This is a genomic window from Amycolatopsis vastitatis (assembly GCF_002234595.1).
GTDB lineage: Bacteria > Actinomycetota > Actinomycetes > Mycobacteriales > Pseudonocardiaceae > Amycolatopsis > Amycolatopsis vastitatis.
Map to the genome: position 1 here is coordinate 16,641 of NZ_NMUL01000066.1, position 14,410 is coordinate 31,050.

Sequence of the window (14,410 nt, forward strand, 5' to 3'; positions counted from 1 at the left end):
TTTCACGCCTGCACCCCCTCGGCCATCGTGGCCATGATGTCGTCCGCGGTGAGCCCCTGGTTGTCCCGGACCGCCACGACCTTCCGGTCGCGCAGCACCACGACCCGGTGGCTCAGCCGCAGGACCTCTTCCAGTTCGGCGGAGATGTACACGACGGCCATCCCCTCGCCCGAGAGCTGGGTGACCAGTTTCTGGATCTCCGTCTTCGCGCCGATGTCGATGCCGCGGGTGGGCTCGTCGAGGATCAGCAGCCGCGGTTCGGTGATCAGCCAGCGGGCCAGCAGCACCTTCTGCTGGTTGCCGCCGGAGAGGTTGCCCACCAGCGCTTCGGGGTTGGCGGGCCGGATGTCGAGTGCCTTGACGTACTTCTCGGCGATCTCGTCCTGGCGGCGGCGGGACAGCGGCCGCGCCCAGCCACGCGAGGCCTGCAGCGCGAGCACGATGTTCTCGCGGACCGTCAGCTCCTCCACCAGGCCTTCGGCCTTGCGGTTCTCCGACAGGAACGCGATCTTGTGGTCGAGCCCGGCCCGCGGGGTGCGCAGCGACGTCGTGGCACCGTCGACCGTCACCGATCCGCTGTCGGAGTGGTCGGCGCCGAAGAGCAGCCGGGCCAGCTCGGTGCGCCCGGAGCCGAGCAGGCCGGCCAGGCCGACGACCTCGCCGGCGTGGATGGCGAGGCTGAACGGCTCGACGCCGCCCTTGCGGCCGAGGTCCTCGGCGGCCAGCAGCACCGGCGCGCCGGCGACCTCGGCCCGGCTGGGACCGGAGTCCTCCAGGTCCTCGAGGACTTCCAGTTCCTTGCCGATCATCTTCGTGACCAGTTCGACCGGCGTGATGTCCGCGGTGCGGTACTCGCCGATCAGCTTTCCGTTGCGCAGCACGGTCATCCGGTCGGCGATGGCGAAGACCTGGTCGATGAAGTGGGAGACGAACAGGATCGCCATCCCGCTTTCGCGCAGGGACCGCACGACCTTCAGCAGCTGCTCGACCTCGCCGGCGTCCAAACTGGACGTCGGCTCGTCGAGGACGAGCACCCGCGCGTCGACGTCGAGCGCGCGGGCGATCGCGACCAGCTGCTGTACCGCGATGGAACAGGTGGACAGCTCGGCCGAGACGTCCACGTGGACGTCCAGCCGGGCCAGCAGCTCCTCGGCCCGCTTCCGCATCGGGCCCCACTGGATGCGGCCGAAGCGGCGGGGTTCCCGGCCGAGGCAGACGTTTTCCGCCACCGACAGGTTCGGGCAGAGGTTGACTTCCTGGTAGACCGTGCTGATGCCGGCCTGCTGGGCCTCGCCGGGCCCGCTGAAGGCGACGTCGTCGCCGTTGAGTTCGATCGAGCCCGCGTCCACCCCGTACACCCCGGTGAGCACCTTGATGAGGGTGGACTTGCCGGCGCCGTTCTCGCCCATCAGGGCGTGGACTTCGCCGGGGTACATCCGGAAGTCGACCCCGTCCAGGGCGAGGACGCCGGGGAACTCCTTGCGGATACCGCTCATCCGCACCATGGGCTGCGGTTCAGGCATTTGGTGTGCTCCGGGGAGGGTTGCGTCGGATCGCGCGACTGTCGCTCGGTGCCGGGGTCGTGAGTGGGAAACAGTGTTCTAACACTGTTTCCCACTCACGACCCGCAGGCGGTTGTCAGTACTGACGCTGCGGCAGCGCGGTCTTGGCCGCGGCCTGGTCGAACTCGGTCTCCTGGGTTTCGATGCGGGCGGGCACCTGCTCGCCCGCGGCGACCTTCTTGACCAGGTCCATCAGCTGCGGGCCGAGCAGCGGGTTGCACTCGACGATGTGGTTGATCTTGCCGTCGGCCAGCGCCTGCATCCCGTCCTTCACGGCGTCCACCGAGACGATCTTGATGTCCTTGCCCGGGACCTTGCCCGCGGCTTCGATGGCCTCGATGGCGCCGAGGGCCATGTCGTCGTTGTGCGCGTAGAGCACGTCGATCTTGGGCTGGGACTTCAGGAAGGCCTCCATGACCTCCTTGCCCTTGGCGCGGGTGAACTCACCGGTCTGCGAGGCGACGATCTTGTACTTCGGGTCCGCCGCGATGACGTCCGCGAAGCCCTTCTTGCGGTCGTTCGCCGGGGCCGAGCCCGTGGTGCCCTGCAGCTCGACGATGTTCACCTGGCCGGTGGCGCTGCCGTACTCCTTGGTCAGCCACTCCCCCGCCTTCTTGCCCTCGGCGACGAAGTCCGAGCCCAGGAAGGTCTTGTAGAGGGACTTGTCCGGCGAGTCGATCGCGCGGTCGGTCAGGATGACCGGGATGTTGGCGGTCTTCGCTTCCTTCAGGACGGTGTCCCAGCCGGACTCGACGACCGGCGAGAAGGCGATGACCTTGACCTTCTGCTGGATGTACGAGCGGATCGCGGAGATCTGGTTCTCCTGCTTCTGCTGCGCGTCGGAGAACTTCAGCTCGATCCCGGCGGACTTCGCCGACTCCTGGATCGACTTGGTGTTCGCCGTCCGCCAGCCGCTCTCGGCGCCCACCTGGGCGAAGCCGAGCGTGACGGTTCCGCCGGCCGAGCTGCCGGACGAACCGCCACTCCCGCAGGCGGTGAGCAGCACGAGTCCGGCCGCCGCGGCCGCCGCGGCGGCCCATCGCTTCTTCAGCACGTTCACTCCTCGATCGACGATGATCAGTGGGAAAAACCTGTGTGTATGGGGACTACTCGGGGGATGCTGCGTCTGATCAAAACTGGTTGTTGCGTGTTAGCGCTAACAATCCCTCGGGAACCACCGGGTCCCCGCCGGCCGCCGCGCTACCGCGGTCCGGTGCTTTCGCGCACGATCAACTCGGGGACGACCAGGGCGCGCGCGTGCCGGTCGCCTCCGTCCATCCGTCCGGCCAGCAGGCCGAACGTACGCCGTCCGACTTCGATGAAGTCCTGGCGCACCGTCGTCAGCGGCGGCGTGAAGTACGCCGCCTCGGGGACGTCGTCGAAGCCCGCCACGCGCACGTCCCGCGGCACCGAGATGCCCGCTTCGGCGAATGCCCGCAGCAGGCCCAGTGCCATCTGGTCGTTGCCGGCGAAGACGGCGTCCAGATCGTGTTCCTTGGCGAGGGATCGCCCCGCCTCGTAGCCCGAGCGCGAGCTCCAGTCGCCCCGGATCACCCGTGGGACGCCGACACCGTGGCGTTCCAGGGTTTCCCGCCAGCCGAGCTCGCGGTCACGGGCCTCCAGCCAGTCCTCCGGCCCGGCGATGTGCCACACGGTGCGGTGGCCCAGCGCCAGGAGGTGTTCGGTGGCCCGGCGGGCGCCGTCGCGCTGGTCGACGGAGATCACCGGGACCGGCGCGGCCTCGCCGCCACCGACCGCGACGACCGGGAAGTCCGCGGGCGCGGCTTCCAGCGCCCGGCCGGCGCTGACGTGCGGGGCGATGACGATGACGCCCTCGACCGCCTGGCGGCGCAGGTTTTCCACCGCGTCCGCGATCGACGACCGGCCCGGACGGCTCACGCTGGAGATCGTGATCGCGTACCCGGCTTCCCGGGCGGCGTTCTCGATGCCGTACAGCGTGCTGGCCGGACCGTACAGATTGGACTCGAGCGCCACGACGCCGAGCGTGCCGGTCCGCCCGGTGACCAGCGCGCGGGCCGCGGAGTTGGGGCGGTAGCCCAGTTCCTCGATCGCGGCGAGCACCCGGGCGCGGGTCTCGGGGCGCACCGGGCCGGTCCCGTTGATCACCCGGGACACGGTCATGTGGGACACGCCCGCGACACCCGCGACGTCGGTCAGGCTCGGCTGCCGCGTGCCGGCCGCGGTCACCTTCACGGGTCCGCCGGAGCGGGGTCGTTCGGCCACCGGCGTCCCCTTCCGTCCGCTCCGACATGGTCTGCGTCACCTGTTCCGGTGGCGACGCGGAGTTAGTGTTAGCGATAACACCCGCGGGGTCAAGACCGGGCCGCGTAACGGTCTAGTCACGTGGCCTTCACACGCCCCGACGACGAATTCGACGGCGCGACCTGCGCGGAGCGTCGTTTGAAATTCACCGGCAGCCCGGTGACCACGGTGTTCAAGCGCATGTTCACCCCTCCGCGGAGCGGATGACCTGCGGACTCCGTTCACTCGGACGGCGGATCCGCCCCGGCTCGGATCACCACCCCGCGTGTCAGCCGGCGGGGTCGCGGCGTCAGAGCGCCAGGGTGGCCGCGACGGGCAGGTGATCGCTGCCGGTCGCGGGCAGTGTCCAGGACGCCACCGGCCGCACTCCGGAGACGAAGATCTGGTCGATCCGGGCCAGCGGCAGCGAGGCGGGCCAGCTGAAGCCGAAACCGTCGCCGGCGTCGTCCTGGGCCGCGCGCAGGCGCGCGGTGACCGGTGCGAGCGCGCGGTCGTCGGCGGTGCCGTTGAAGTCGCCGACCAGCACGGTGCGCGGCGCGGGTTCCGCGTCCAGGGCGTCGACGAGGAGGCCGGCCGCGGCGTCGCGGCCGTTCGCGGTGAACCCGGCGTCGATCCGCACCCGCACCGACGGCAGGTGCGCCACGAAGACCGCCACCGGCCCCTTCGGAGTGTCCACTGTGGTCCGCAGTGCGCGGGTCCACGGCATGATCGCCACCGGCCGGGTGTCGCGCAGCGGGAACGTGCTCCAGACGCCGACGGTGCCCTGCACCGAGTGGTGGGGATAGCCGGCCGCGAGCGTTTCCTCGTACTTCGGGACCTCGGACTTCTTCAGCTCCTCGAGCGCGATCACCTGTGCGCCCGAGGCGGCCAGGGCCCGCGCGGTGCCCACCGGGTCCGGGTTCTCGTCGTTCACGTTGTGCGACACGATCGTGAAGTCGCCGCCGGCCGCCCGCTTGTCGAAGAGCCTGCCGCCGAAGCACCCGCCCCAGACCAGGGCGGGCAGCAGGAGGGAGACGAGCGCGAGCGCCGAGCGCCGGACCAGGGCCGCGACGAGCAGCGGCAGCACGAGCAGGCCGGTCCAGGGCAGGAACGTCTCCAGCAGGCTGCCGAGGTTGCCCGGCCAGTTGGGCACCCACGGGTGGGCGAGCAGCAGCAACGCCGTCAGCACGGCGAACGCGGCGACGACGCGGCCGCGGCGCCAGGTCCCGGGCCGGCGGTCCGGGACGGGCGGAACGACGACCGGCTCGGTGGTCGCGGTCATCGGGTCGCCGCCGGCAGTTCGCGCCGGATCGCGGCGATGAGGCGTTCGCTGGTCTCCAGCGCGGCCCGCAGGCCGGCCGCCGGGGTCCCGCCCGGGTTCTGCTGCAGGACCACGCCCAGGATGAGCGAGCCGTCGCGCGCTTTGGCCGCCCACATCAGGGCCCCGCCGCCGGCGGTCGACGAGCCGGTCTTGAGGCCGATGACGCCTTCGCGACCGAGCAGGGTGTTCGTGTTGACGATCGTCCCGGGCACGCCGTCGACCCGCAGGTTCGCGGTGCCGGTGATCGCCCGGATCACCGGGTTCTTCATCACCTCGCGGGCGAGCCGGAGCTGGTCGGCGGCGGTGCTCGTGGTCGAGTCCTCGACGCCGCTGGCGCCGGTGTAGGTGGTGCCGGCCATGCCGAGCGCCGCGGCCTCGTGGTTCATCTTCCCGGTGAACGCTTCCTGGCTCCCGGCGTCCCAGCGGGCCAGCAGCCGGGCGATGTTGTTGCCGGACGGGACGAGCATCAGGGCCAGCAGGTCCCGTTCGCCGATCCGGCGCCCCGCGCGGACCGGCACGGTCGACTCCCCGGTCGAGGAGGACTCGGCTTCGGCCTGCTCGTCGACGGTGATCTCCGGGCCGGCGTCGTCCGGGCCCAGCGGGTGGTCCTTCAGGACGACGTGGGCGGTCATCACCTTCGTGACGCTGGCGATCGGCACCGGCCGCTGCTCACCGTGGTCGCCGAGCGAGCCCAGCCCCTGGACCTCGGCGCTGGCCTGGCCGGCGGCCGGCCACGGCACGGGCAGCGCGACGGCCGGGCGGGCGGCGATCGCCCGGCCGGCGACCTCGGGCGGGAACGCGACCCAGCAGGCCGCCGCGAGCGCCACCGCCACCGCGGCGGCGAGCCCGCCGGCGACGGGCGGGATACGGGTACGGGCCATGGTTCTCCTCCGGGTGCGGGGCGCGCTCGGTGAAGCGCACACCGGTCACCTTGGCCGGAGAAGATCGCCGGTTCGCCCGCGTTGTTCGACGGACTCGACCCGGAACTGTCCCAAGTCTGTACCAACGGCGCGCGGCCGGACGTAGTGAATGACTCATTCCTGTCGTCGGACGAGAGGAATGAGTCATTCACTACACCGCGAACAGCGCGGCCGCACCGGGACCCGCCGCGCTCACGCCGAGCGCTGGATGCAGTCGAGCCCGATGCCGAGCGGTGTGGCGAGGTACTGGCAGATGTGCGACGAATGCGCCTGGTCGGTCTGCGTGCAGGCGACCGGCACCCCGAGCAGGTCCACCGAGCAGTAGGCGTAGAACTGGGTCGAGCTGCCGGGGACCGGGTCGGCCGACGCCGGAGCCGCCGCGGCGACCACCGCGGAAACCGTGAGCGCGGCGGCCGCCGCCCAGGAAACGATGCGGATCTTCATCGTGCTCTCCTTCCGCTAGCTTCCCCCTGCCTGCCAGGGGTTTCTGCCGGGAAAGTTCCCCGTGCCGATCTTGTTCACCTCCGCGTCACCGGAAAGTGTCACGAGCACCCACCGTTCACATCCGTGATCACCGTTCATCCTGTTGACGCTGGCGCCGGTGGTGACCTATAAAGGAAAAGTCCGGGTGTCCGCCGCAACACCTCCGCAGCTCGCTTTCCGGAGGCCGTCGGTGTCCCTGCGAAATCCCTTCCGCCACGCCGTTTTCCTCGCTGCCGCAACCATTTCCGCGATGGTCCTGGCCGTCGGCCCGGCACGGGCCGGCACTCCCCCGGCCACCACGGACGTCGTCGACGTCTCCACCGCGGCCCAGCTGCGGACCGCCCTCGCGAACGCGGTGCCGGGACGGACGATCCGGCTCGCGGCCGGGACCTACCGCGGCTCGTTCGTCACCACGAAGCCGGGGACCGCCGCCCAGCCGATCACCCTCGCGGGCCCGGCGGGCGCCGTGCTGATCAACGACGGTCCGTCGGGTGACGCGCCGGACTGCCCCGCACCGGTTCCGGGCTGGGACTCCGGCTACGGCCTGTGGCTGTTCGGCGCGCCCTACTGGACCCTCACCGGGTTCACCGTCCAGGAGTCGAAGAAGGGCATCGTCGCCGACGACTCGCCCCACACCACGATCGACGGCGTCACCGTGCACCACGTCGACGAGGAGGCGATCCACTTCCGCCGCTCGTCGGCCGACAGCGTGCTGAGGAACTCCACGATCACCCGCACCGGCCTGGTGCAGCCCGGCTACGGCGAAGGTGTCTACCTCGGCTCGGCCGGCTCGAACTGGGGCTGCCACGGCAACTCCGGCGGCGCCGACCGCGGCGACCGCATCCAGGTGCTGGGCAACCACATCGGCCCCTTCGTCGCCGCCGAGGCGATCGACGTCAAGGAAGGAACCACCGGCGGGGTGATCCGCGGCAACACCTTCGACGGCCGCGGGATCACCGGCGAGAACTCGGCGGACTCCTGGATCGACGTCAAGGGCACCGGCTACACGATCGAAAGCAACACGGGCACGTTCACCCCGCCCGGCACGTTCGCCAACGGCTACGAAACCCACAACCCCGGCACGACGCCGTCGTTCGCCACCGGCTGCGGAAACGTCTGGCGGGACAACAAGTCCGACCTCGGTGGCGTCGGCGCGTACGCGATCAAGATCACGTCCGTGTCGAAGTGCAGGGCGAACCCGAACGTCGTGTACGCGTCCAACACGGTCACGAACGCGCGGTCGGGGCTGACGAACGTCCCCGTCACGCCGTGAAGGTCCTCAGGGCACGATCGCGTCGACGTACCCGCCGTCGACGCGCACCGCCGCGCCGGTCGTCGCCGAGGCGAACGGGGAGCTCAGGTACACCACAAGGTGCGCGATCTCCTCGGGCTCGATCAGCCGCTGCAGCAACGACTGCGGGCGGTGCCGCTTCATGAACTCGCGCTGGGCTTCCTCCCACGGCAGTTCCGTGCCCACCAGCTCGCGGACGAAGTCCTCGACGCCGCCGGTGTGCGTCGGCCCGGCGATCACCGCGTTGACGGTGACGCCGGTCCCGGCCGCGTGCTTGGCGAACCCGCGCGACACTCCGAGCAACGCCGTCTTCGACACTCCATAGTGGATCATCTCGGCGGGGATGACGATCGCGGAGTCGCTGGCGATGTACTGGATCCGGCCCCAGCCGCGCTCGGTCATCCCGGGCAGGTAGGCGCGGGTGAGGCGCACCGCGGCCAGGACGTTGACCTCGAAGTAGTGCCGCCAGTCCGCGTCGGTGATCTCGAGGGGCTCCTGGGCACCGAAGATGCCGAGGTTGTTGACGAGGATGTCGGCGTCCGGCACCTCTTCGACCACCTGGGCCGCGCCTGCCTCTTCCGAGACGTCGCCCGGTGCCGGGATGAAGTCCGCGTCCGGCACGTTCTCGCGCAGCCGGGCGATGGCCTTGTGGACGCCGGTTTCGCTCCGGCCGTTGACCGCGACCCGCGCGCCCGCGGCCGCGAGCCCGGCGGCGATCGCCGCGCCGATGCCCTGGGTGGATCCGGTGACCAGGGCCGTCTTGCCGCTCAGGTCGACCCGCATCGTGAAAGCCCTCTCTCGCTCCGGTGTCTCCCTCCGGCCGATTCAAGCACAGCTCACCGGAGCGCACCGGCTGGAAATCCGGTTGCCACCGCGGCCACCCCGGCCACACCATCTGCGCATGACAACGCACCGCACGCCGTTCCTGCCGACCGCCGCCGCGACCCCCGCGCCGGTCCGGCAGCAGCCGTGCCGTCCGCGGAGGCCACGAGTCTCCGCGCCGTGACCGGCGTGCCCACTGCCGCACTGGCTGCCGGTCTGCTGGCCGGCTACGGCATCGCGATCCCGGTCGGGGCCGTCGGGACGTACCTCGTCGCCCTCACCGCCCGCACCTCGCTGCGGACCGGCATCGCCGCGGCCTTCGGCGTCGCGACCGCCGACGGGGTGTACGCGCTGGTCGCCGTGCTCGGCGGCGCCGCGATCGCGGGGGCCGTCGCGCCGTTCGCCGGGCCGCTGCGGCTCGTTTCGGCGGCGATCCTGATCGTGCTCGCGGCCCACGGCGCCGTGCGCGCGGTGCGCTCCCACCGCACCACCACGGTGCGGCCGGTGACGCCGCTCGCGCCCGGACGCGCGTACCTCAGCCTGCTCGGGATCACGCTGGTCAACCCGGCCACGGTCGTCTATTTCACCGCGCTCGTCGTCGGCGACCGCGCCGGCACCGCCGTTCCGCTGCTCGGTCAGGGCGTGTTCGTGCTGGCCGCGTTCGCCGCCTCGGCGAGCTGGCAAGCCCTCCTCGCCGGCGGCGGGGCCCTGCTCGGACGGGTCCTCACCGGGCGGCGGGGCCGGCTGGTGACGGCGCTCGTGTCGAGTGCGGTGATCACCGCACTCGCCGTCCGGCTTGTCCTGCAGTGAGCCGAAACGCTTGTCCCGTAACGGTTTGTCCGGTTCCCGAGCGCAAGCCGGAAGATGTTCCCGGTCCTGTTCGCGGTTAGCGTCGGGGAGACGAACGCGGGAGGCGGCCATGGCGATGCCGATGTCGGGGTGGGACACCGCGGGCGCGGTGCTGCTGGTGCTCTGGGCACTGGCCATGTGGACGGCCGTGGGCGTCCTGGCCGCCGCGAACCGCGGCCCGGTCCGGCCCTGGGTGTACCGGGGCTCGGTCGCGGTGATCGGCTTCGGCGTCCTCGGGCAGCTCGGGCACCTCCAGGAGCACATCGCCCAGGCCGCGTACTGGCTCGGCCACCCGGACTCCCCGGCCTGGATGACGCCGTGGGGCACCGGCCTGGCGAGCGGCCTGCAGCAGGTGCTGCCGGGCCGGCCGACGTTCGGCATGGAACTGCTGCACCTGACCGGCAACTTCCTCTTCCTCGCCGGGCTCGCGGGCGTCATGGTGATCACCCGCCGCGCGACGAGCACCCGCACCCGCCGCTGGGCGAAGATGGGCGTCTGGATGCAGGGGCTGCACGGGCTCGAGCACCTGGTCCTGACGCTGTCCATCGCGTTCGGCGCGCCCCGGGCGATCGGGCTGTCCACGTTCTTCGGTCTCGTGGACCCGGGCCCGGGGCTGACCACCTACCGCGTCTGGTGGCACTTCACCGCGAACGTGCTGGGCTCGATCATCTTCGGGCTCGCGCTGTACCACCTGTGGCGCGAACGGCGGGAAGTCCGCGCCACCTTCGTGCTGCGGCCCGTCCCCGCGGTCACCGCGCGGGCGGCGTGACGCAGGTCAGCGTCGGCACCGCCCAGTCCGCGTGGTCCTGCCCGTTGCCGTCGCCGCCGTCGGTCACCAGCAGGTCCAGGACCTGACCCCCGGTGACGTCGACGTCGATCGGGACCGCCGCCTGCCCGCCCCGGACCACGGGCGTCGTGACCTTCGTGGTGCCGTCCACCGAGACGGCGAAGCCGACGCTGCCGCCGTTGCCCGTTTCGCCGTCGACGCCGACCGAAGCCGTCAGCCGGGTGCACGTCCCGGCCAGGTAGAGCTGGACGTCGCTTTCCGCGTGGACGCCGAGGCCCTTCGCGTAGGCCACCCCGCCGATGGTCATCGGCTTGCCGTCACCGGCGGCGGCTTCGCCGTTGCTCGTGTCGCGTTCGACCGGGCCCCAGCCGTTCGTCGCGGTCAGGAACGGCAGCGAGCTGACCGCCACCTGCCCGGCGGGCGGCGCCGCGGGCACCGCGCCGATGATCCGTTCCCCGGTCACCGAACCCGGGCGGCCCGGCTGCCGGTACGCCACCGCCACCTTCAGCGCCGCGGTGTCCACTGTGGAGGGAGGCGTGACGGTCCACGAGAAGGTCGCCGACCCGCCACCGTCGATCCGCGGGACCGACGCCGGCGACGGCGCGCCGACCGTCCACCCGGCCGGGGCGGTGAGCACGGGCTTGACGTCGAACGCCGGCGGCGCGCCCGCCGCCACCCGGACCGTCGCCGAGGCGGTGAACTGCTGCCCGCCCGAGGCCGTGTCCGGCGCGGTGAGGGAGACGGCCGCCGCCGGCGCCGGCGGCATCGCGTACCGCGCCGGGTCGTAACCGGGCGAAGCGTTCTGCCGGACCGTCAGCGGCGAGCGGTAGCTGCCGTAGTTCGTCCACTCGATCTTGCCGAGCCCGCCCGTGCTGCCGTCGAGGTTCCACACCGCGACGGCGATCGTGTTGCGCCCGTTGGGATTCAGGATGCCGTTCGGGACCGGGAAGCTGTGCTGCGGTCCCAGGTAGTTGACGTACTGGCCGAGCTGCCAGCCGTTGACGAAGATCAGCGCCCGGTACTGCCGCGCCGGGTCGTCGGTGATCGTCAGGCCGAGCGAGGTGTCCTGGCCGCGCGGCAAGTCCAGGTCCGCCGTCGTCCGGTACCACGAGACACCGGGGGTGGTGTCCTTCGCCGGCAGTGTCGCCGGCGCCCAGCGGTGGTCGGGGAACCCGGGCAGGGACCAGCCCGCGCGCTCGCCGTACAGCCCGCCGGTGTTGAGCGGGCCGCGCACCGGGTCGAGCCCGGTCTCGCCGCCGCGGACGCCCTGCAGGCGCCAGGTCACCGACGTCAGCGGGGTGCCGGTGAGCCGGGCGGCGGTGAGCCCGCGGGCGGCCTTGTTGCCGTTGGCGGCGCCGTAGTCCTCCTCGTGGCCCATGTTCACGGTCAGCACGGAGATCTCGTTGTCCCCCTGCTTCAGCGCGCCGGCAGGGAAGCCGAAGGTGTGCTGCGGAGTGGTCGAGCTGCCGAGGAAGACGCCGTTGAGCCACGCCGAGAACGCGCCCGCCGGGCCGCCGCTCTGGCTGGACAGGGTGATCCCGGTCTGCTTCCCGTCACCGGTGAAGTGGCCGCGGTACCAGGTGTTGCCGGTGTGGAAGCCGTAGTCGTCGGCGAAGAGCACCGGTTTCGTGCCCAGCGCCGTCGAGCTGTTGGTGGTTTCCTTGTCCGCCACCGGCCACGCCGAGTCGTCGAAGCCGGGCTGGCTCTCCGGGGACTCCTGCTGGTGCTTCCAGCCGGTCAGCGCGGGCAGCGTGACGGCTTTCGCGGTGGGGGCCGCGCCGGTGACGCTGCCGCTCGACGTCGGCCTCGTCGGCACCCAGGAACCGTTCCACAGCACCAGCTTCGCGGCGCTGAAGACCTCGAACGCGCCGTCGGCGCCGGTGTCGCCGGTCAGGGACAGGATGCCGTACTGGTCGGCCGCGGTGCGCACGAGGTGGGTGCCGCGGACCAGGACCGGCCCGGCCGCGGTGTCCTGGCGCCAGAACGTCGCCGCCGTGACCTTGTCCGCGAGCAGCAGGAGCAGCGGCCGCGCGCCGGGGGCGGTGACGAGCACGCGGGTCAGGCCGTCGTGGGTGTAGTTCAGCCGCAGGTCCCCGCGGGCGGCGTCCCACGTGCTCGTCGCGGCGCCGTCGAGGACCTGCACCGACGGCTGCTTCGCGAACCGCAGGACGGTTTCGCCGGGGCCGCCCTTGTCGCCGTAGAGGACGGCGACGTCGCGGTCGCCGATGGCCGCGGTCGTCATGATCTCCGAGGTCGAGTACTGCATCCGCGTCCGGCCGAGGTCGTAGCCGGCGACGAGGATCTTCGACTGGCGCCCGTTGAGCGTGACGCCGGTGCCGGGCTGCTGCGGCACGACCGGGTAGTAGTCGGAGCTGCCGGTGAGCAGGTCGACGGCGTCCACGACGACGTACGGGCCGGACGCCTTCGCGTTCTTCTGCCCGGTGACGACGATCTTCAGCGTGTGCGCCCCGGCGGGCAGGTCGCGCACCTCGTAGCCGGTGGCCTGGTTCTGCTTGCTCCCCGCGTAGAGGTCGACCGTGCTGACCTTCGCGTCGTCGAGGTAGACGTCGGCGATGCCGTGGCTCGGGTCCTTCGAGGTCACCCACCGGATGCCGGTGCCGGTGAACGGGATGCTCACGCTGTCGCCGGTGACGTTCGAGAACGACTCGGTGTGCTGGTAGTCGCCACCGGTGTAGTTGACCTCGGGCCCGACGTGGCTCCAGGTGCCGGTGTAGGCCACCTCGCCGGCGCGGTCGTCGTAGGTGTAGCCGGCGTGCGCGGCCAGGTCGAGCGCGAGGCTGGTGGTGTTCGTGGCCGTCGACGTCGAGTCGCTGTGCCGCAGGGTGTGGAACTGCGTGCGGGTGTCGGGGTTGATCCGCGCGGTGTCGGTGAGGGCGGGGTCGGTCAGCGGCGCGGAGCCGAGCCCGTCGGTCTTGGTCAGCGGGGCGACGGACTGGGTGAAGTAGCCGATCAGCTTGTCTTCGGCGTACTTCGGGTCGAACTGCCGGGCCTCGGTGATCGCCGCGCCGTAGTCGTAGGAGGTGTAGTTCTGCGGGATCGCGCTCCAGCCCCACGAGGTGCCGCCGTGCAGCATGTAGAAGCTCTGGCCGGTGGCGCCGACCGCGATGTTCTGCTTGTAGAACACGTTCGCGAACTGGTCGTTGATCAGCTGCGCGCACTTTTCGTAGCCCGGGCCGCCCCACGGGTCGAAGGCGCCGCCCTGGAACTCGGCGGTGATCAGCGGCTTGCCGGGGACGTGGTCGTAGCTGATGTCCGGCACGCCGTTCCACTTCGCCGGGTTCGAGCAGTCGAAGCCCTGCGGGTAGGAGTCGGCGGCGTCGACGTCGAGCGCGGCGTCCCCGGCGTTGAAGGTGCCGTTGTTGTTGCCGACCAGCGGGACGGTGATGCCGTCGGCGCGGGCCTTGTCCTCCAGGTGCTTCATGTAGGCACGGCCGTCGGCGTTGCCGTTGTAGTACTCGTTTTCGACCTGGTAGGCGAGCACGCTGCCGGTGCCGTTGGTCAACTGGTGACGCGCGATGATCCGGTCGATCTGCGTCTGCCACTCGTCGGAGTACTTCAGGTAGACCGGGTCGGCGCTGCGGGTGTGGCCGGGGGTGGTGGACAGCCAGGTCGGGAACCCGCCGCCGTCGACCTCGGCGTTGATGTACGGACCGGGCCGCGCGATGACGTAGAGCCCGGCCTGCTGCGCCATGTCGAGGAGCTTGTCGAGATCCCGGATGCCGGTGAAGTCGTAGACGCCCTGCCGCGGCGAGTGGTAGCCCCAGTCGAAGTACAGCGACGTCGCGTTGAAACCGGCCGCCTTCATCTTCTGGAAGATGTCGAGCCACAGGTCGGGGCTGGGCAGCCGGTAGGAGTGGAACTCGCCCGACCAAAGGTAGGTGCGGTTCCCGTCGACCAGGAACGAATAGCCGTCGTAGGTGACGGTGTGCGCGGGCTTCGGGGCCGGCGCCGCGGCCGCGGCCTGCGGGACGACCACGCCGGCCAGGCCGAAGAGCACGGCGAACAGGGCGGCGAACAGCGCCCGGGGACGAGCACGGCGGGCGGAGCGCATGCGGGGACCTCCTGGAGCAGCGCCGGACCAGAATCGAACAG

11 protein-coding genes are annotated in these 14,410 nt (G+C 71.4%); 3 read left to right on the top strand and 8 right to left on the bottom strand.

Translation table 11 applies throughout. The features are described from left to right. Positions 1 to 2 precede the first annotated feature (2 nt). The 6 genes from CF165_RS44160 to CF165_RS44185 all read right to left on the bottom strand — a co-directional run bounded on the left by CF165_RS44160 (position 3) and on the right by CF165_RS44185 (position 6,509). Entirely contained in the window at positions 3 to 1,505 is a 1,503-nt protein-coding gene (locus CF165_RS44160; RefSeq protein WP_167441758.1) for a sugar ABC transporter ATP-binding protein, read from the bottom strand. Positions 1,506 to 1,638: 133 nt separating this feature from the next. Further along, the gene (locus CF165_RS44165) at positions 1,639 to 2,622 is read right to left on the bottom strand and encodes an ABC transporter substrate-binding protein (RefSeq protein ID WP_093953571.1); all 984 of its coding nucleotides are present in this window, start codon (positions 2,620 to 2,622) and stop codon (positions 1,639 to 1,641) included. A gap of 140 nt (positions 2,623 to 2,762) precedes the next feature. Further along, positions 2,763 to 3,806 carry a LacI family DNA-binding transcriptional regulator gene (locus tag CF165_RS44170; RefSeq protein WP_093953572.1) on the bottom strand — a complete coding sequence of 348 codons (1,044 nt, stop codon included), beginning with the start codon at positions 3,804 to 3,806 and terminating at the stop codon, positions 2,763 to 2,765. Positions 3,807 to 4,134: 328 nt separating this feature from the next. Continuing rightward, complete coding sequence (locus tag CF165_RS44175; RefSeq protein WP_093953573.1) at positions 4,135 to 5,106, bottom strand: endonuclease/exonuclease/phosphatase family protein; 972 nt, start codon at positions 5,104 to 5,106, stop codon at positions 4,135 to 4,137. Further along, positions 5,103 to 6,026 (bottom strand): D-alanyl-D-alanine carboxypeptidase family protein, encoded by a 924-nt coding sequence (locus CF165_RS44180; protein ID WP_093953574.1) that lies wholly within the window; start codon positions 6,024 to 6,026, stop codon positions 5,103 to 5,105. Before CF165_RS44180 ends, CF165_RS44175 begins: the two co-directional genes overlap by 4 nt. A 231-nt stretch (positions 6,027 to 6,257) precedes the next feature. Further along, positions 6,258 to 6,509: a hypothetical protein gene (locus tag CF165_RS44185; RefSeq protein WP_093953575.1), complete on the bottom strand. Its 252-nt coding sequence runs from the start codon at positions 6,507 to 6,509 to the stop codon at positions 6,258 to 6,260. A 289-nt stretch (positions 6,510 to 6,798) separates the two neighbouring features. Between CF165_RS44185 and CF165_RS44190 the strand changes: the two genes are divergently transcribed. Then, positions 6,799 to 7,821, top strand: a complete 1,023-nt coding sequence (locus CF165_RS44190; protein ID WP_093953576.1) for a right-handed parallel beta-helix repeat-containing protein — start codon at positions 6,799 to 6,801, stop codon at positions 7,819 to 7,821. Between the two features lie 6 nt (positions 7,822 to 7,827). On the opposite strand, the gene CF165_RS44195 is transcribed toward CF165_RS44190, so the two are convergent. After that, positions 7,828 to 8,622 carry an SDR family NAD(P)-dependent oxidoreductase gene (locus CF165_RS44195; protein ID WP_093953577.1) on the bottom strand — a complete coding sequence of 265 codons (795 nt, stop codon included), beginning with the start codon at positions 8,620 to 8,622 and terminating at the stop codon, positions 7,828 to 7,830. A 219-nt stretch (positions 8,623 to 8,841) separates the two neighbouring features. Here CF165_RS44195 and CF165_RS44200 point away from each other — a divergent pair, with 219 nt between their 5' ends. Together CF165_RS44200 and CF165_RS44205 are read left to right on the top strand one after the other, a co-directional pair. Next, positions 8,842 to 9,471: a LysE family transporter gene (locus tag CF165_RS44200; RefSeq protein ID WP_093953578.1), complete on the top strand. Its 630-nt coding sequence runs from the start codon at positions 8,842 to 8,844 to the stop codon at positions 9,469 to 9,471. Positions 9,472 to 9,580: 109 nt separating this feature from the next. Continuing rightward, a complete protein-coding gene (locus tag CF165_RS44205) occupies positions 9,581 to 10,279 on the top strand; it encodes a DUF6008 family protein (RefSeq protein WP_093953579.1) in 699 nt (232 codons plus the stop codon). Here the strand turns inward: CF165_RS44205 and CF165_RS44210 are convergent. Continuing rightward, the gene (locus tag CF165_RS44210; RefSeq protein WP_093953580.1) at positions 10,260 to 14,369 is read right to left on the bottom strand and encodes a beta-galactosidase; all 4,110 of its coding nucleotides are present in this window, start codon (positions 14,367 to 14,369) and stop codon (positions 10,260 to 10,262) included. The genes CF165_RS44205 and CF165_RS44210 overlap by 20 nt on opposite strands. Positions 14,370 to 14,410 lie beyond the last annotated feature (41 nt).